We start from the raw sequence: 17,395 nt of genomic DNA, 5'->3' as shown, positions 1-17,395 counted from the left end.
ATTTGCTGATTCTACAATTGTGAAATTCAGAAATGTGGTATGATGTAAATTGAAATTCGAGCTAGTGGTGGCGCAGATGTGATTTTTCTAACAATTTGAATTTATATCCGATGAACGTTGGCGTGCAATATCAGAATCAGAATTCAAAGGATCTTCGGAATTAAAGGGAATATGCGAATTGTCCGCCGCGCTCTACATGCCGTAGAACGCCCCCGTGTCGACTGATAAAAAATCCATAACAATTTATATTGATAATGAAATTGTTTAATCAATTGGACGTTCGTAGGTTTGATCGTGACGGACGATCGGACAGCATGGAGTTGGTGGATGCGTACACTTTCCTGGGCGCGTATCAACGAGGACAGCCGTCCATATGTACTACGTGGCGGACGTATTGCCGGCGCTAGAGACGCAGGTCGCCCGGTTGACATTCTGGTCTCCGAACAAGGCCGCATCGTTAGAATTGGTGACCGGCTGGAAGTCGGCGCTGAGACCGACCAGGTCGACATCTCCGGCACCTTGGTGTCGCCGGGTTTCGTCGACGTCCATCAGCATCTCGACAAGACCGGCGTCTTGAAATTCACGCCCAATCCCTCGGGCACGTTGCAAGGTGCCCGCGATGCCTTTGCAAAATATGCGCGTACCGCGCCGCCTGAAGACGTAACCAAGCGTGCCTCGCGGACGATGACACGCTGCCTGGCGCGCGGCACGACAGCAATTCGCAGCCATATAAACGTCGACAAGGATGCCGGCTTCAACGGCATCGAGGCCCTGGCGCAACTTCGTACGGAGTGGGCCGACCGTCTGACGCTGCAACTCGTCGCCTTCATGACCCCCCATCCCAACCAGGATCTCGATTGGCTGGCCAAAAACGTCGACGCGGCGGTCGCATTGGCCGATGCCGTTGGAGGCACGCCGGCGGTGGCGGAAGATCCCCTGCGTTACCTGGACCTGCTGTTCGAGGCTGCGGTGCGCCATGGCAAGCCGGTCGACCTGCACCTGGACGAACACCTCAATCCCGAGCGGCCGCTGTTTGACGCGGTGTTTGAGCGGGTTCGCAAATACGGCATGCAGGGCAGAACCGTTCTTGGCCACGCATCGGTGTTGAGTGCGCTGCCGCGCAACGAGTTCGAACGCATCCGCGACCAGATGCTCGGACTGCAGATCGGTGTCGTGACCTTGCCCGCTGCCAACCTCTATCTCCAGGGGCGCAGCCATGATCCGCTGCCGCCGCGCGGTTTGACGCGGGTCGCAGAGTTGGTGCGCTCGGGCGTTCCGATAGCGACCGCGTCCGACAACATCCAGGATCCATTCGTGCCGACTGGGTCGGGCGACATGCTCGAGATCGCGCGCTGGACACTTCTGGCCGGCCATCTGCGTGGTGACGAACTTGCGACAGTTTACGAGATGATCACCAACATCCCGGCCAGACTGATGGCCTTGGGCAGCGACTACGGGGTCCGCGAGGGCGCCTGGGCCGATCTCGTCGTCAGTGACTGCGACGATGCCGGTGCGCTGGTGGGGTCAGGGCCGGACCGGATGCAGGTCCTGGCCAAAGGGAAGCCGGTTCTGGGAGGAGCCGAGCTGCCATGTGCGGAGGTCCGCGCGATGGTGGAGAAAAGCTGACCGGCGAGCAAAATTGTCGGGAAGGCATGATGACAAAAACAAGGGAGGAGCATCATGATGATCACGAGAAGGATTTATTTGGCGGGAATGACGGCAGTGGCTGCGGCCTTGGCCTTTGGTCCAGCCGCCGCTCAGGACAAGCCGTTCAAGATGGGGCTTCTGGTCCCGGGCAGCGTGTCCGAAGAGGGCTGGAACCGCATCGGCTACAACGCGCTCAAGGGCGTTGAAAAGGAACTCGGAGCACAGGTCAGCTATGTCGAGCTGGCGCAGAACCCGGCATCCTTTGAAAAGGCGTTCCGTGACTTTGCCAGCCAGGGCTACAATGTCATCCTCGGCCACGGTTTCGAACTGCAGGATGCGGCACTTGCCGTAGCACCTGAATACCCAGACACCGTCTTTCTGGTCTCGTCGAGCTATGTCGCCGAGGGCAACGTCATTGGCCTGAACACCGACACCAGCCAGCCTTTCTATCTGATGGGCGTGATCGCAGCGAAAACCGGGAAAAAGGCCGGGCTCATCGGGGGCATGGAGATACCGCCGATCAAGGAAGCCTTTGAAGGCTTCACGAACGGCGCAAGGAGTGTTTCGCCCGATTTCCCGATCAGCGAGGTCTATATCGGCAACTTTACCGACACGACCGCGACCAAGGAAGCCAGCCTCAGCATGATCGCCCAGGGTGCTGACTTCGTGGTGCCGAACGCCTCCGGCGCGACGGTAGGCGGTTACCAGGCCGTGGCGGAGTCCGGCGGCGACGTGAAGACTTTCAGTATCTTCAGTGATTTCACCGAGGTCGCGCCGAAGAATATCCTCGGCCTCTACGTTGCCGATTATGCAAGTGGCGTGGTCCGTATCGTCGGCGACATCAAGAATGGCAACAAGCCCACAACGAATGTCGATTTCGGCCTGAAGGACACTGACGTGATGAAGTTTTCCTACAACGACGCGGCCGGAACGCCTGTCTCGGAAGAGGTTCGCAAATATGTCGAGGAGGTGAAGGCCAAAATCGCGTCAGGGGATATCAAAACCCGGTCGAAATAAGCACCAGCCTCGCCCTGAACTCATGATGAAGCAGAAATGGAGGGCATCATGCAGATCACAAGACGGAACTGCCTGGCAGGCGTGGCTGCTCTGGTCGGGGGCCTGGCGGCTAGCCAGGCTTTCGCCCAGGACGCATTCAAGATGGGGCTTCTGGTGCCCGGCAGCGTTGCGGAAGAGGGCTGGAACCGCATTGCTTACGACGCGCTCAAGCGTGTCGAAAAAGAGCTGGGTGCTGACGTCAGCTATGTCGAACTGCACGACAATCCCACGGCCTTCGAAAGTGCGTTCCGCAACTACGCCGCCCAGGGCTATGACGTGGTGCTTGACCACGGCTTCCAGTTTCAGGATGCTGCACTGAATGTCGCCCCCGAGTTTCCGGACACGACCTTCCTGATTTCGTCGAGTTACATTCACGAGGGCAATGTCATCGGTCTCAACACCGATTCCAGCGAACCCTTTTATCTGATGGGTGTGATCGCGGCGAAGACGGGCAAGTCGGCCGGTCTTATCGGCGGGATGGAGATTCCACCGATCAAGCAGTCCTTCGAAGGCTTCGTCAACGGCGCAAAAAGCGTCGATCCGAACTTTTCCGTGCCTGGTCTACCTCAATACCTTCACCGATGCGACGGCAGCGAAGGAGGCCGCACTCAGCATGTTCGCCCAGGGCGTCACGCTGGTGGTGCCAAATGCCAACGCAGCCGGGCTGGGCGTTATCCAGGCCGCACGCGAGGCGGGTCCAGACGTACGGACATTCAGCGTCTATTCCGACTACACCGAGGTCGCCCCGAAGAACATTCTAGGCACCTATCTGGCTGACTACGGACAGGGCATCGTCCGCATCGTCTCCGAGGTGAAGGCCGGCAGCTTCGAGCCCAAGGCCAACATCGTGTTCGGCCTGAAGGATTCCGACGTCATGAAGTTCAGCTACAACGACGATGCCAGCGGCACCGTCCCGGCTGACGTCCGAAAATATGTCGACGAGGTCAAGGCGAAGATCGTCACCGGCGAGATAGTGACTCGTCAGAAGTAGGCCGCAATTCTTCACCGGGCGGCGGTCATTGCAAACGGCCGCCCGGTCCTTTCCCGTTCTGAAAGCGATGGAATTCATGGCAAATATCGAAAGCGGGCAGCCTGTGGCGGTCGCTGCGGATCATTTCAAAGGCGCCAGACGCATCCTGTCTCGTATCTTGAAGGCAATCGCCCTGCCGGCCGCAGCCGTGCTGGTCGCCCTGGCGTGTGGTGCGGTTCTGCTGGGCCTCAATGGCTTCCACGGCTGGGACGTTTTCACAGTCATGCTGTTTGGCGTATTTCAGGACACCCGCTCGGTCGCCGAAATCCTGATCAAGGCGACACCGCTAATCCTGATCGGTGTTGGCCTATGCGTAGCTTTCCGCTGCAGCATTTGGAACATCGGCGCCGAGGGCCAATTCTATGCCGGCGCGGTGGCTGCAACGGCCGTCGGGGTCAATTTCGGTGGGCTAACGTCCTGGCTTTATATACCGCTCGTGATCGTCGCCGGCGCTCTCGCCGGGGCTGCATGGGCGGCGATTGCCGGCCTGCTCAAGATCTACTTCCGGGCAAGCGAGATCGTTACCACGATCATGCTCAACTATATCGCCATCATCACCACAAGCTATCTCGTCACCGGGCCGCTGAGGGACGCGGCTGCCGCCTATCCGCAGTCGGCCAAGCTGTTGAAGGAGGCGTGGATACCGCGCATCCTGCCGCCGACAAGGCTGCATATCGGGATTCTTATCGCGCTGGCACTGGCTGTCGCTGTCTACATCTTCCTGTTCCGCAGCAGTTCCGGCTATGCCGTGCGGGTGGTCGGCATCAGCCCACATGCGGCGCGGTATGCCGGTATGAGCGTGCCGAGAAACATCATGCTGGCGATTTGCATCAGCGGTGCCATGGCCGGCCTAGCCGGAGCCTTCGAGATCGCCGGCGTCACCCACCGCCTCTACCAGAACATTTCGCCTGGCTATGGCTTTGAGGGAATTGCCGTCGCCCTGCTTGCCAACAACAACCCGATTGGCGCGATCTTTTCGGGCATCTTGTTTGCCGTGCTCCGCTCCGGCTCCGAATTGATGCAAATCACAGCCCAGGTGCCGCAGGTGCTGGTTTCGGTGATCCAAGGCATCGTCATCTTGTCGGTCGTCGGTTTCGGCGTTTACCGGTTCCGAACAGCTCGCCCATCCGAATAGGTGAAACATGGAAGATGTTGCAACTCTTAGCTTTCTTGCCACCACACTGGGCGCAACCTGGCGGCTCGCCACGCCGCTGATCTTCGCCTCGATCGGCGAAGTCTTTTCGGAACGCGCCGGCGTTCTCAACATCGGCTTGGAAGGGGTCATGCTGGTCGGTGCCTTTGCTGGCTTCGCGGTGGCCTTCACGACGGGAAGCATCCCGCTTGGGTTGCTCGCAGCAATCGGGGGCGGCATTCTGATTGGGCTTTTGTTCGCCTTCTTCACCATCACCATCAAAGCCGATCAGATCGTTGTAGGCGCCGCGATCAATCTTCTCGGCCTTGGCCTGACTGCCTTCCTGTTTCGCGCCTATTTTGTATCGACGGGCAAGGGCGTCGAGATCGCCAAGCCGCTCGATATCCCCTGGCTCAGTGACCTGCCGTTCTTTGGCGAGGCGTTCTTCCGCCAAAATGCGCTCGTCTACAGCACCGTCCTTGTCACAGTCCTTGCGGTGTTCGTGCTCTACAAGACGTCGTTTGGCCTCACTCTGCGGGCGGTCGGCGAGCATCCCAAGGCCGTCGACGTCGCCGGGCGCAGCGTTGCGCTCTATCGTTATGGTGCGGTGCTGATCGGTTGCTCTTTGGCCGCGTTGGGAGGCGCTTTCCTGACGCTCGGCCACTCAAATCAGTTCGTCGAAGGCATCACCTCGGGTCGTGGTTTCATTGCGCTTGCGGTCGTTGTCTTCGCGCGCTGGTCGCCCATCGGCGCTTTCTTCGTCTCGTTGCTGTTCGGCCTGTTCTACTCGCTCCAACTCCAGCTCCAGGCGCAGCCTATGCTGCTGGTGCCTTACCAACTGTTCCAGGCGCTGCCTTATGTGATGACGATCATCGCCCTGATGCTGGTGCGCAACAAGGTCGACACACCGAGCATGCTCGGCGTGCCCTACAAGAAAGCTTGAGGAGACCAACATGAGCGGCAAGCCATTGCTTCTGATGGAAAACATCCACAAGCGTTTTGGTGACATCGTCGCCAGTGCCGGGGTGACGTTGGACGTCGAAGAAAACGAAATCCACGCGCTGCTTGGCGAAAACGGTGCTGGCAAGAGCGTTTTGATGAGCATCCTGTGTGGCGTGCTTTCGCCGAACGAAGGCCAGATCATCTTCAAGGGCAAGCCGCTGAAGCTCGGCTCGCCGCGCGAGGCGATCAAGCACCGCATCGGCATGGTACACCAGCATTTCATGCTGGTTCCCAATCTCACAGTTGCCGAAAACTACGTGCTCGGCCACGGTTCGCCGCTCAAGCTTATCAACGACATGAGCGATGTGAATGCGCGGATAACCGCCCTCAGCGATCGCTATGGGCTCGACGTCCAACCTGATGCCCTGGTCGCAAATCTTTCGGTCGGCCAGCAGCAGCGCGTCGAGATCCTGAAGGTGCTGTTCCATGGCATCGATCTGCTCATCCTTGACGAGCCGACGGCGGTGCTGACGCCGCAGGAAACGGACAGGCTGCTCGAGCTGCTCCGCGATCTGGTTGCCGACGGCAAGACGGTGATCTTCATCTCGCACAAGCTTGACGAGGTGATGCGGGTCAGCGATCGGGTCAGCGTGATGCGCGATGCCAAGGTCGTCTTCACCACTAAGGCGTCGTCTACCAATCCGCGCGAACTCGCCCGCATGATGGTCGGCCGCGACGTATTGATGGATCTGCCGCGAACGAAGCTTTCTGCCGGCCGGCTTGTATTGTCGGTCGAGGATCTGCACTGCAAAAACGAGCTCGGCTTGCCGGCCGTGCGCGGCGTGTCCTTCGATGTGCGCGAAAGCGAGATAGTCGGCATCGCGGGCGTCTCAGGTAACGGCCAGAGCGAACTTGCTCTGGCGCTGACGGGACTTCTTCCCATCACGTCTGGCAGCGTTCGCCTCAACGGCCAGGAACTGCGTGGTCTCACGTCACAAGACATCAACCAGCTGCCCATTTCCCACATACCCGAGGACCGTCACAAGATGGGTATCGTTCTGCCACTGCCGCTGACTGAAAACGTCCTCCTGCAGCGCTACAACAAGCCGCCGTTCAGTTCGCGTGGCATGCTGGACTTCAGCGAGGTAACCAGCCAGACGCGAGAATTGATGCGGCGCTTCAAGGTCAAGGCCTCTCATCCTGGCGAGCTGATCCAGAATCTCTCAGGCGGCAATCAGCAGAAGCTCGTCGTCGGGCGAGAACTCGCGCGCCGCTTCGATTTCCTGCTTATCAACCAGCTGACGCGCGGCATCGACATCGGTGCGACCGAACTGGTGATGCAGGAGGTCCTGAAGCAGCGAGAGGCAGGCAAGGCGATCCTGCTGATCTCCACCGAGCTGGAGGAGCTTTTCGCCATCTGCGACCGGATTCTGGTCATTTACGAGGGCCGCATTCTTGGCGAGCTGCCGCCGGATCGCAGTCGCCTCGACGAAATAGGGCTGCTGATGGCCGGCAATGTCAGCGAGGCGACGGCTGCAAGCGAAGCCGTCCATTGATCATGCCGCATGTCGTCGTCTTGTTGTTGAATGTTTCAAAACAATTTGCCTCATTGTGATCGATTGCATAAGAATTGCGGTAGTTGTCTATTCTTCTGCCAGAAGTCCCGATGACCGGGGCTTGCAGGCTAGGTGACCGCGCGTGAATGTGACACTCCGGCAATTGCAGGCATTTATCGCAGTGGCCGATCTCGGCCGTTTCAACCTGGCCGCAGGCGAGCTCAATCTGACGCAATCGGCGATCAGCATTCTGATCAAGGAACTAGAAGTCGGATTGAACCACCGCCTGTTTGACCGGCACACCCGGATGGTCAGCTTGACGACAGCGGGCCGGGAATTCCTGCCCCAGGCACGAAAGGTCATCACGGATCTGGAGATTGCCGTCGGCAACATTCACGACCTTGCCGCCTTGCAGCGGGGCCGCGTGACAGTTGCAGCAGCGATCGTGCTTGCGGCCACGCTGTTACCGCCTGTCATCGCGCGGTTCGTCAAGCGATACCCCGACATTTCGGTGCAGATACGCGACATGCCAGAAGAAGAGATGCGGCCGGCGTTGAAGCGCAACGAGGCTGATCTTGGTATAGGCACCATTTCCGGCGACGATCCCGAAATCCAGACTAGCCTGCTAATGCGCGACAGGCTGATGTTGATCTGCCGATCCGATCATCGGCTGGCGCGGACGGGCAAGGTGCATTGGTCGGATCTGACAGGAGAGGCGCTGATCGGCCTTGCCAAGGACAATCCGCTTCGCGACCTGGTCGACCGCGCGCTAATCGCGGCTGGCACGGAGATGAAGACGAAGTACGAGGTGCGTTTTTCCACCACTGCCATCAGCATGGTCGCCGAGGGGCTAGGCGTTGCCGTGCTGCCGGAAAATTCGCGCCAGCTGACAACCAACGTCGATGTCAGGATTATCGAGTTGGTCGGTCCGGTGATCAGCCGCGACATTTCCATCCTTCAGCACCGGCAGCCGATGCTGTCGCCCGCCGCTGCCAAGATGAAGGAGTTCTTGTTAGAGGCCGTGAGGCACGAGAACCGATCTGCTGCGCGCTGACGCTCGGAGCCAGTCAAGTTATTCGTCAATTGCCCGAGCTTGGCTTCCGGCAATCATGTTGGTTCCAGGACTTTGACGGAACGAGCCAGGTCGCCTCTCAGAAAATCCGGTTCATCGCGTAGCTGCGCTCCCAATGTGGGAGCGGCTGAACGCGTCAGGGAAGGGCAGGGTTACTTGACCTTCCGGGCCCTAGCGGCTGGCTTCACAACTTGACCTGGCTTGCGACCGAGGCCAGCCGCAAGGGCAAGCGCCGAGCGGGTTGCAGCGTAAGATGGCGCAACCATAGGATAGTCTGACGGCAGGTTCCATTTGGCGCGATATTCGTCGGGCGTCATGTTGTAGTGGACACCAAGGTGGCGCTTGAGCGACTTGAACTGCTTACCATCTTCCAGGCAGATGATGTAGTCGTCGGTCACCGACTTCTTGATTGATACCGCTGGCGTCAGCTTTTCTGCTGGAACGGGCTGAGGCGATGTCAAATTAGACAGCGATGCATGGATGCTGCTGATCAATCCTGGCAATTCACCGGCGGGAACTGGGTTGTTCGAGACGTATGACGCGACAACGTCTGCAGTCAATTCGATAAGTGCGTTTTGATTCACCAGTGCAATTTCAGTCATCACGTGCTCCGCTACGTAGATCCACTTTCTTTTGCTACAGGATGAATTCTTCCAAAACAAGAGACTCGTTGGTAGTCTAACAATCAGATTTGGTAGGATGCTGTTACAAGGCGGCGCCAGATCGCTGTGCAAACGCAAGAGCAGCCTAATGCGCTTCTCCAACAACGTCCCTTAAGTTACGCCCGCCGCTCAATATTTTCGGCCCACAGCGGTCAAGTTTCCGTTTCAGCTTGATCTTCGCTCGTGCCGCGGCGCCAATAGGAAACAACGAGGTGCTCACGCTTGGATAGTCCACGTTCCTTACGCAGATAGGAGCGGATATCGCGAAAGGCGCCAAATTCGCAACCGACCCAGACAAATACGCTCGCGCCGTCGGTGGGGAGACGCACTTCGCGCACCGACTTAGCCAGCAGAGCACCCGGCGCGGCCCCATTGCGGCAGAGCCAATGGAGTGGGATTGCGGCATTGGTCTCGAGATGCTGAATCTCGCGAGCATCGGGCACCTCGATCAACGCAACACCACGCGCTGTTTCGGGCAAGTATTCAACCATGCGCGATATCGCTGGAAGCGCTGTTTCGTCGCCGGCCAGGAGATACCAGTCTGCCTCGATCAGTCCCCCGCCGCCGGGACCGAATATGCCGATCCGGTCGGCGGGGCGCGCTGTCTTGGCAAAGTCCGATCCCGGCCCGGCATCGGCATGCAGGACGAAGTCGATAGCGAGCGTGCCAGCCAAAAGGTCGAGAGCACGCACGGTATACTTGCGCAAGGAGGGACGCCGCTCGGGGTCTTCCCACCTGACAAGTCCGTTTGCGCCAACGTGTGGCCATTGCGGCTCGGCAAGCCCAGGATGCTGGATAAGGATGTTGAGATGCAGCGCGCTCATCTGGGCGAAGCGGCCGACATCCTCGCCGGAAAATGTGATGCGGCGCATATGAGGAGTGACGTCACGGATCGCCAGCACTTCAAGGATCTGGAAATTCGGCGGCCGCTCGCAATCGTTGCAGTCGCCGGTCCAGACGATGGCAGGGGCCTCGTTCTCGGCAAGCTCGAAAACATGCGAGGCGACAGTAAGGCGAAGGAAATAGAGCTCTTCAAGGCTGCAAGCGGTCGCATCGACGCGAAGGGCGTCGGCCAAGCTGCAAAAGCGGGCATGCGATTGGGCAAAGCGCACGATGTGGGCGTCGCCGGCCGTCTCCACCTCGGCGCCATGCTCGACCATATGTTGGCAGAAAGCCGCAATCATTGCGTCCGGATCGGCCAGCGCGATGCTGGTGTGTGCAACAAATTCCTTCACCGAAACTCCGTCTATTTGCGGCTGTCCTTCAAGTCCGCGTCCAAGGGCTTATGGTCGGGCGGTCTCGTCTTCGATCCCGATCCAGAACGTGCCTTCAAGCGGCACGGCCATGAAACGGCGATTGATCTCGGTCAGGGTTTGTTCAGGATCGAGATCGGAGAAAAGCTCGGGATGGCTCCATTTGGCGAAGCATTCAAACGCCAGCACCGACAGTGCCGAAATAGAGAGCTGATGCGAGATACCGAAGGCGCGGCCCGCGCGCACCGCATTCAGCTCTCCAAGGAAGTTGCGCTCGGTCACTGACTTCAGTGAGGCGTGCGCGGTCGCGGCATCGACCCCGCCGCCGACCACGAGGCCGCCTTGTGCAGCAAGATGCGGTCCGCCAGTGCCGATATAGACGCGCGGATCGATGCCAAGCACATACTCTGCGTCAACCTTGCCGTCATAGCCGGGGACCAAGTCGGAGCCGATGCTGTGTCCGCCAGCAAGCCGCATCATTTCAGTGATGCGGTTGTCGTCGCCGGGAATGGCGCAACACAGCGTGCCCGCATGTGCATCGATCAGCACTTCAGGGCGTTCGACCACGCCCTTCAGCCGCTCAGCGACCAGCTGGTAGCGTAGAGCGACGAAATCGGAAAATGCGTCGGCCTCGGCCTGCCGCCCTATCGCCTGACCCAGAAGCCGCATCGAAAATCCTGTTGCCTCAGCCGGGCCCCGAGCGTCGTTTTCTGGGCCGTCGAGGAAGATCACCGGCACGCCGGCAGCCTCCAGCAGTTGCACCGCACTTTCCCAGCCCGGTTGCCAAAGACTGACCACCAACAGATCGGGGTCGGCACTCAGAATGGATTCGACCGACACATTGACCGGTACCACGGCGCCTGCGACCGGGATCTCGTCTATGGCGGGGAAGCGGTTGCGGAAGGCGGCATACATGCCGAGGTCAAAACGCTGGGGTGCTGCCCAGCCAGCGAGTTTTGAAACCGGATCGGGATCAATCAGCGCCAGTGACAACAACAGCAGCGGTTCGTTGGTAACGATACGGGTCGCTGGGGCCTCAAGGCGCACCTCTCGGCCTGTTGCATCCCGCATCAGGATCTCGGCATAGGCATGGGACACAGCAAGCCAGGCTGTGAGGCAACCGAGAACGGCAAGCAGACCGAAACGTTTTCGGCCTGCTAGCGTGTTGCTGTATATGTTCAGGTGCGGAACAGGCAAATCCTCACCACGTAGTTTTCAGGTTCGCAGTGAAGGCGCGCCCGGCGCCGTAGTTGCAGCTGCCGCCTGTGATGTTCAGGCAATGCGAAACATAGGTTTCGTCAAACAGGTTGGTGACATTGACACGCAGCCTGGTGCCTTCGAATTCCTTTTTCAACGCTCCGAAATCGAACTCGGCACCGATATCGACCAGCGCGCGGCCGGGGATGCGCAGCTTCTCTAGGTAGGTGGGGTCGGTTTGGTAGGACGACGTGGCTCGTACGCCGGCGCTGAGCGACAGGCCCTCTGCATAGGTCGGGCTATAGTTGACCCAGAAGCTGCCCTGGTGCTCGGGAAGGCGCAGCATTTCGCGGCCCACCGACACCGGATTGTTTGAACTCAGCACTTCCGAGTTGGAGTAGGCATAAGAAGCCAGGAGTTCGAACTCCGATGTCAGTTCGTACTTGCCCTCGATCTCGACACCACGCACGCGCTGCTTGCTGGTTTGCACAAACTGTGTCGGCCGCGTCGGGTTGATATCTATCGGGTCGGGCGTCAGCGCATTGTCGAGCGTCAAGTCGAACAGTGACAGCGAGATCAGGCCCCGCCCATCGACTGGCTGGTACTTCACGCCGATCTCGTATTGCTCAGCGTTCTGAGCGACGAATGGATTGCCGAACCTGTCGTTGCCGAGCAGTGGCAGGAAGGCGGTCGAATAGCTGACATATGGCGCAAGGCCATTGTCGAACAGGTAGGTCAGGCCCGCGCGCCCGGTCAGCTTGCCATCGCTGGTCTCGACCATCGCGGCATTGGTGATGCGGTTGGTGGTTTCAATGTCGGAAAAATCGTAGCGCAGGCCAAACGTGCCGACCCAGTTGCCGTAGTGAACCTGATCCTGCGCATACAGGCCTATCTGGTTCTGCTTCTGATGGGCCGAGGCGGTGACCGGTGCCATCGGGATTGGCAGCCCATAGACCGGATTGAGGAAGTCGATGCCAGGCACTTTCACGCCCCAGCCGGTATTGCCGAAATTGGTGTCGGAGATGCCGCGCACATAGTCGATGCCGAACAGGGCGGTGTGGGCGAAATGGCCGGTCTGAAATCTGGCCTCGGCCTGACTGTCGACTGCGAAGGTTGAGGTCCAGTCGTCGGAGACGGCCGAGACGCGGTCGAGCTGGCTTGACGGCGTGCCCGAATAAGCGAAGGCCGGGTTCACCAGCGCCAGGAACATATCCTGCTGCGAGTAGCCGTAACGCAGGTTTTGCCGGAGGGTCCAGGTTTCGTCGAAGCTACGCGAGAACTCATAGCCGATGTGGCCATAGTCGCGGTTGAATTCCTCGGCATTGGTATCGCCGAGGAACACCTCCCGGGGGATCTGGCCGGCCGGGTTTGGCAACAGCGTGCCCACTGCCGGATAAAAACGCGGGCTGAAGATGTCGCGGTCGCGCTGGTAGTAGGCATAGAGCGTCAGCGAGGTGTCATCGCTAGGGTTCCACGTCAGGCTCGGCGCCAGCATTATCTTGCGATCGCGCTCCATGTCGATCTGCGTGTTCATGTTCTTGGCAAGGCCGGTGAAGCGGTAGAGCCAGTCCCCGTCCTCAGTCAGCGCGCCGGTCATATCGACCGCGCCTTGTATGCCGCCGAATCCGCTGGTCTCCACCGAGGCCTCGCGATAGGTCTCGGCCTGCGGGCGTTTGCTGACCTGGTTGACCAGCCCTCCCGGTACGGCGCGGCCGTAGAGAACGGAGGCCGGTCCCTTGATGACCTCGACGCGCTCCAGCGCGTAGGGATGGATGCTCGGCGTGGCATAATTCAGCGGGTCACCGGCGACAGCCAGGCCGTCGAGCCACATGGTGCCATAGTTGTTGAAGCCCCTGATATAGAGCCAGTCATAGCGTAGATCGTAGCCATTTGGGTCGGGCAGGACGCCCGGCGTATACCGCAGTGCTTCGGCGACGGAATTGACGCCTTGGGCATCCATCTGGTCGCGGGTAACCACATTGACGGCCTGTGGCGTTTCGATGAGCGGAGTGTTGGTCTTGGATGCTGCTGCACTACGCTTGGCGACGATACCAGTGTCGGGCCCTCGAGGACTTTCAGTGCCCACCTCGATTGTTTCAAGCACCACCGCATTGCCACTAGCTGCCTTTGCTGCAGCAGCCGTTGTGGTTTTGGCCTGCTGGGCATGGGCAGGCAGGGCAAGGACGACGGTCAGCACCGTGGACGCCAAAAGCAGCGCACGGCTGGCGCGCCGGCTCTGTGTATCTGTCCCGGGATGGTTTTGTACAATCTGCGTACCGCGCACGTTTCGCCCCTATCCAGACGCCGGGCGCCCATCCGGACGCGCCAAGGCGCCCTCACCACAAATCCGCTCATCGGTTTGGTTCCGATGCGCCAGTTCAAAAACTTGACTATTGTAATCAAGTTAACCTATTCACTAGGGCACCATGGCATGGCTGACAACGCAGGAACCTTTGCGCGACGACCAGAAACATTTGCGGTCCAACGAAACTGCGCCCCAGCGCTATGATCGCGCGGCTTGGCTGCTGCATATCCGGGGAAACATGCCTGACGGGCTGGAAAGGCATCATCAATGAGGTCGGGCTTAAGCGACCAAGGCTTGGCAGCCCGGAGCGGCCGAAAGCGTGTCCGGGTCAGCGATTTCATGCAAATGGACGGCGTTATCCTTGACAGCCAAGACGACCGGCTATCGATGGAAGACACGCTCATCGATGGCGAGTACCTGCATCAGGAGCTACGCCACGGCCTGTTCCTGCATGTCAGCGACGCTGTCGAGGAGCGCGACTTTACAGTGACCTCGCGCCAGCGCGAGGAGCTGTCCTGCATCTTCTTCCTCGATGGCAAGATCGACCTCAAGATCGGCGACCGCCGCTTCGAGTTCAAGGGCGATCAGCGCGGTGCCATTCAAGGCGCGGCCATCATGAGCTCTGGCGCCGAAAGCTTCGAACGGGCATCGGTGGGGCATCAGCATGTGCGCCACCTCGTGGTCTCGGCGACGCCCGAGTGGCTCAACATCGATGGCATGGAAGAGATGGGTGACGAGCGCGTGGCCATGAGGTTGCTGAAGGACAATCTCGCTGATCATCGCTGGACGATTACACCGCGCGTTGCCGAATTGGTCCGCCAGATCGTCACACCGCAGCCATTTTCGCCCGCTTTGCGAAATCTCTATCTTGAAGGTCGCGCCGTCGAGATCGTAGCTGAAACCATCTCAGCGGTCATGCATACTGATCGCCGGGGCGTCCCGGGCTCAATCTTGCGCAGCCATGAAATCATCCGTCTCAGGCGTGCAAAGGACCTGATCGCTGAAAGTTTGACCGCGCCTTTGAGCGTCGAGTTGATCGCGCGCGAATCCGGCATCAGCGCCAGCGGCTTGCAACGCCTGTTTCGCCTGTCGGAAGGTCACAGTGTCTTCGAATACGTCCGCCGCCTCCGACTCGAACGCGCATTCCAAGTATTGAAAGGTGGCGAGACTACCGTCCAGGAAGCCAGCGCCATTGCTGGTTATTCAAACCCGGCCAACTTCGCCACTGCATTCCGGCGGCAGTTCGGCATTACCCCTCGCGAGGCGCTGGCTTTGCCGCATGATGTGCGAAGCTAGAACGTAGACTTGTCCAAGATATCACCAGTCGGCTAGCAACGTCCAAGCCCGAAACTGAGCGGTTCTGTCGCAATCTTTTCGGTAACGGCGCAGCGCCGGGTGCGGTTGAATATGCCAGCATATTCAGCGGAAGTTATCCAGCCCAGCCGCGAGTATGGTCGATTGTGGCGCGCCATGACGGCAGGATCAACCGGGTGTGCTAGAGCGACGCGAACCGCTGAGGCCGAGATCGTTGACGGCCATGGGAGCTCCGAGTTCGTTTGCGAAATCCCATAGGCCAGAGCCTAGAACCGGCGCATCACTGGGTACGCCGTATGCAATTTCTCAAGTAGCTTGCTGGCAAAAAGTTTATTTCGTGGCGTGGCGCTTGGCGACCTTGCCGGCCGAGATCGTCCTTGATGCTGCGTTCAATCCCATCTCGATGAGCTCGCCGGTGCGCCGATAATGTTCGGCGAGCAGCTTAACCGCGCCTTCGCCATCGCGCTGAAGGGCTGCGGTCATCAGCGCGGAATGGTCTTTCACAATGTTTCTTGGTCCAGCCCGCAGTTCGCTCGACAGCACCGGCCGGCGATAGCGCTCCGTCCTGGTATAGAGTTGGGCAGCGATCTCGAGCAGCGCGGCTGAACCGCAGGCCGAGATCAGCGCATGGTGAAAGCCCTGGTGCCGATCCTCCAGCGCCTGGTCGAAAACGCCTGGTGCCTTTGTCGTCTCCGGCTCATGCCTGGCAACGACCTTGCTGAATGCATGGAAGGCGGCCACCACCTGTGCTTCCCAGTCGTCGTTGCCGAGCCTCACGGCTCGTCGCAGCGCCTCAGATTCGATCAGAATGCGAATGCCGATCACATCCCACATCTCCTCGAGCGACACTTCCGCGACGCGAAAACCGCGCAACGATGCAAGCTCGGTGAGCCGATCGCTGCTCAGGCGCGTCAGTGCCTCGCGAAGGGGCGAAAAACTCAGCCCATAGCGGTCCCGGAGCACGGCAAGGCGCAGCGGCTCGCCGGGCCGAAAAGCGCCGTTGAGAATATCGTCCCGGATCAGACGGTATGCGCGGTCGGCAAGAGATCCGTCGGAATCAGCTAACGCAGGATCGGTCACGAGCTCTATCCCAATGGGCGATGCGAGGCCTGCATCCAGACCTCGCCGACAATTTATCCGCCTCATGAATTTTGTGCAATATTCAAGATTTTATAAAATATGTTGACGCGACGCGATGGCGAATTAAGGTGCGAGCGAACGAAAACCGAGACAGAGAGGGCCGTGAACGACGGCCGGCATCTCGTCGCCAACCAACAGAGGTGCAAGAACATGCGTCTGGTTACTTATCGCAGCAGCGTGACTGCCGCAGCGCGCCTGGGTGCGCTCGTCAACGATCTGGTCGTCGACTTGCAGGCGCTCGCGGCTTTCTACGATCTGGAATTGCCCAGCGACATGCTGGAGTTTATCGACCTCGGTCCTGCCGCGCTCGACACGGCGCGCAAGATCATTGATGAATCAACTGACGACTGGCCGGTCGGCACGGCGTTCTACGCCGCCAACGTCAAGCTGCTGGCCCCGATCCCGCGCCCCCGCAAGAACATCTTCGGCATTGGCCTGAACTATGTCGAGCACATCGCGGAATCGGCGCACATGCTAGAAAACGCGGCAGACCTGCCAAACCAGCCGGTCATCTTCTCCAAGCCCCCGACCACGGTTTGCGGGCCCGGCGACGCCATCGAGCACAACGCCAAGATCACTCAGCAGCTCGACTGGGAAGTCGAATTGGCTGTCGTCATCGGCCAGCGCGCCAAGCGCGTGTCGGAAGACGACGCGCTGGCCCATGTCTTCGGCTACAGCGTCATGATCGACGTATCTGCCCGCGATTGCCGTCGCGCCGGCCAGTGGATCGTCTCCAAGGGGCAGGATACCTACGCTCCGTTCGGACCCTGCATCGTCACCGCCGACGAGGTTGCCGATCCGCATGGCCTCAACCTGTGGCTCACCGTAAACGGCGTCACCAAGCAGAAATCTAACACCCGCCACATGCTGTTCAAGGTGCCGTATCTGATCTCCGACATCAGCCAGGGCATTGCCTTGGAGCCTGGCGACATCATTGCCACCGGCACGCCTGATGGCGTTGGGGCGGGCCGTACGCCACGCGAATGGCTGTGGCCGGGCGACGTCGTTGAAGCTGGCGTCGATGGCATCGGTAGCCTGCGCTGCCCGGTCGTCGCCGTCTAACCGCGCAAGCAGGGCGCCGCCTCGCCC

At 59.6% G+C, this 17,395-nt stretch carries 14 protein-coding genes and 1 pseudogene; 10 read left to right on the top strand and 5 right to left on the bottom strand.

What is annotated here, in order from left to right:
• Nucleotides 1–327 precede the first annotated feature (327 nt).
• The 8 genes and pseudogenes from AC1DLV_RS03720 to AC1DLV_RS03685 all read left to right on the top strand — a co-directional run bounded on the left by AC1DLV_RS03720 (nt 328) and on the right by AC1DLV_RS03685 (nt 8,417).
• Nucleotides 328–1,626: an amidohydrolase family protein gene (locus AC1DLV_RS03720; protein ID WP_476798225.1), complete on the top strand. Its 1,299-nt coding sequence runs from the start codon at nt 328–330 to the stop codon at nt 1,624–1,626.
• A 54-nt stretch (nt 1,627–1,680) separates the two neighbouring features.
• Nucleotides 1,681–2,664: a BMP family protein gene (locus AC1DLV_RS03715; protein ID WP_476798224.1), complete on the top strand. Its 984-nt coding sequence runs from the start codon at nt 1,681–1,683 to the stop codon at nt 2,662–2,664.
• Nucleotides 2,665–2,700: 36 nt separating this feature from the next.
• A pseudogene (locus AC1DLV_RS03710) lies at nt 2,701–3,198 on the top strand (BMP family ABC transporter substrate-binding protein); the annotation flags it as partial.
• 118 nt (nt 3,199–3,316) lie between these two features.
• Nucleotides 3,317–3,694 (top strand): BMP family lipoprotein, encoded by a 378-nt coding sequence (locus AC1DLV_RS03705; protein WP_476798223.1) that lies wholly within the window; start codon nt 3,317–3,319, stop codon nt 3,692–3,694.
• A 76-nt stretch (nt 3,695–3,770) separates the two neighbouring features.
• A complete protein-coding gene (locus AC1DLV_RS03700; RefSeq protein ID WP_476798222.1) occupies nt 3,771–4,868 on the top strand; it encodes an ABC transporter permease in 1,098 nt (365 codons plus the stop codon).
• Between the two features lie 7 nt (nt 4,869–4,875).
• Nucleotides 4,876–5,808: an ABC transporter permease gene (locus tag AC1DLV_RS03695; protein ID WP_476798221.1), complete on the top strand. Its 933-nt coding sequence runs from the start codon at nt 4,876–4,878 to the stop codon at nt 5,806–5,808.
• A 10-nt stretch (nt 5,809–5,818) separates the two neighbouring features.
• Complete coding sequence (locus AC1DLV_RS03690) at nt 5,819–7,363, top strand: ABC transporter ATP-binding protein (RefSeq protein WP_476798220.1); 1,545 nt, start codon at nt 5,819–5,821, stop codon at nt 7,361–7,363.
• A gap of 142 nt (nt 7,364–7,505) precedes the next feature.
• Nucleotides 7,506–8,417, top strand: a complete 912-nt coding sequence (locus AC1DLV_RS03685; RefSeq protein ID WP_476798219.1) for a LysR substrate-binding domain-containing protein — start codon at nt 7,506–7,508, stop codon at nt 8,415–8,417.
• A 170-nt stretch (nt 8,418–8,587) separates the two neighbouring features.
• On the opposite strand, the gene AC1DLV_RS03680 is transcribed toward AC1DLV_RS03685, so the two are convergent.
• From AC1DLV_RS03680 to AC1DLV_RS03665, 4 genes are all read right to left on the bottom strand, one after another.
• Nucleotides 8,588–9,037 carry a Ros/MucR family transcriptional regulator gene (locus tag AC1DLV_RS03680; protein ID WP_476798218.1) on the bottom strand — a complete coding sequence of 150 codons (450 nt, stop codon included), beginning with the start codon at nt 9,035–9,037 and terminating at the stop codon, nt 8,588–8,590.
• A 212-nt stretch (nt 9,038–9,249) separates the two neighbouring features.
• Entirely contained in the window at nt 9,250–10,332 is a 1,083-nt protein-coding gene (locus tag AC1DLV_RS03675) for a DUF2218 domain-containing protein (protein ID WP_476798217.1), read from the bottom strand.
• Nucleotides 10,333–10,380: 48 nt separating this feature from the next.
• On the bottom strand, nt 10,381–11,421 hold the full coding sequence (locus AC1DLV_RS03670; protein WP_476798216.1) for an ABC transporter substrate-binding protein: 1,041 nt from the start codon (nt 11,419–11,421) through the stop codon (nt 10,381–10,383).
• A 130-nt stretch (nt 11,422–11,551) separates the two neighbouring features.
• Nucleotides 11,552–13,744 carry a TonB-dependent siderophore receptor gene (locus AC1DLV_RS03665; protein ID WP_476798215.1) on the bottom strand — a complete coding sequence of 731 codons (2,193 nt, stop codon included), beginning with the start codon at nt 13,742–13,744 and terminating at the stop codon, nt 11,552–11,554.
• A 453-nt stretch (nt 13,745–14,197) separates the two neighbouring features.
• On the opposite strand from AC1DLV_RS03665, the gene AC1DLV_RS03660 reads away from it, so the two are divergent.
• A complete protein-coding gene (locus AC1DLV_RS03660) occupies nt 14,198–15,148 on the top strand; it encodes a helix-turn-helix transcriptional regulator (RefSeq protein WP_476798214.1) in 951 nt (316 codons plus the stop codon).
• Between the two features lie 348 nt (nt 15,149–15,496).
• Here AC1DLV_RS03660 and AC1DLV_RS03655 read toward each other — a convergent pair whose 3' ends face one another.
• Nucleotides 15,497–16,246, bottom strand: a complete 750-nt coding sequence (locus tag AC1DLV_RS03655) for a GntR family transcriptional regulator (protein WP_476798213.1) — start codon at nt 16,244–16,246, stop codon at nt 15,497–15,499.
• 210 nt (nt 16,247–16,456) lie between these two features.
• Between AC1DLV_RS03655 and AC1DLV_RS03650 the strand changes: the two genes are divergently transcribed.
• Nucleotides 16,457–17,368 (top strand): fumarylacetoacetate hydrolase family protein, encoded by a 912-nt coding sequence (locus AC1DLV_RS03650; RefSeq protein ID WP_476798212.1) that lies wholly within the window; start codon nt 16,457–16,459, stop codon nt 17,366–17,368.
• Nucleotides 17,369–17,395: the final 27 nt, after the last annotated feature.

This window comes from Aminobacter sp. 01T433 (assembly GCF_056398585.1).
Note: the sequence above shows the minus strand (reverse complement) of the source record. Positions and strands in the feature narration are given on the sequence as shown.

Excerpts from the sequence above, each read along its gene's own strand:
- AC1DLV_RS03720 (WP_476798225.1), top strand. The coding sequence starts at position 328 with ATGCGTACACTTTCCTGGGCGCGTATCAACGAGGACAGCCGTCCATAT.
- AC1DLV_RS03715 (WP_476798224.1), top strand. The coding sequence starts at position 1,681 with ATGATGATCACGAGAAGGATTTATTTGGCGGGAATGACGGCAGTGGCT.
- AC1DLV_RS03705 (WP_476798223.1), top strand. The coding sequence starts at position 3,317 with ATGTTCGCCCAGGGCGTCACGCTGGTGGTGCCAAATGCCAACGCAGCC.
- AC1DLV_RS03700 (WP_476798222.1), top strand. The coding sequence starts at position 3,771 with ATGGCAAATATCGAAAGCGGGCAGCCTGTGGCGGTCGCTGCGGATCAT.
- AC1DLV_RS03695 (WP_476798221.1), top strand. The coding sequence starts at position 4,876 with ATGGAAGATGTTGCAACTCTTAGCTTTCTTGCCACCACACTGGGCGCA.
- AC1DLV_RS03690 (WP_476798220.1), top strand. The coding sequence starts at position 5,819 with ATGAGCGGCAAGCCATTGCTTCTGATGGAAAACATCCACAAGCGTTTT.
- AC1DLV_RS03680 (WP_476798218.1), bottom strand. The coding sequence starts at position 9,037 with ATGACTGAAATTGCACTGGTGAATCAAAACGCACTTATCGAATTGACT.
- AC1DLV_RS03670 (WP_476798216.1), bottom strand. The coding sequence starts at position 11,421 with ATGCGGGATGCAACAGGCCGAGAGGTGCGCCTTGAGGCCCCAGCGACC.
- AC1DLV_RS03660 (WP_476798214.1), top strand. The coding sequence starts at position 14,198 with ATGGACGGCGTTATCCTTGACAGCCAAGACGACCGGCTATCGATGGAA.
- AC1DLV_RS03650 (WP_476798212.1), top strand. The coding sequence starts at position 16,457 with ATGCGTCTGGTTACTTATCGCAGCAGCGTGACTGCCGCAGCGCGCCTG.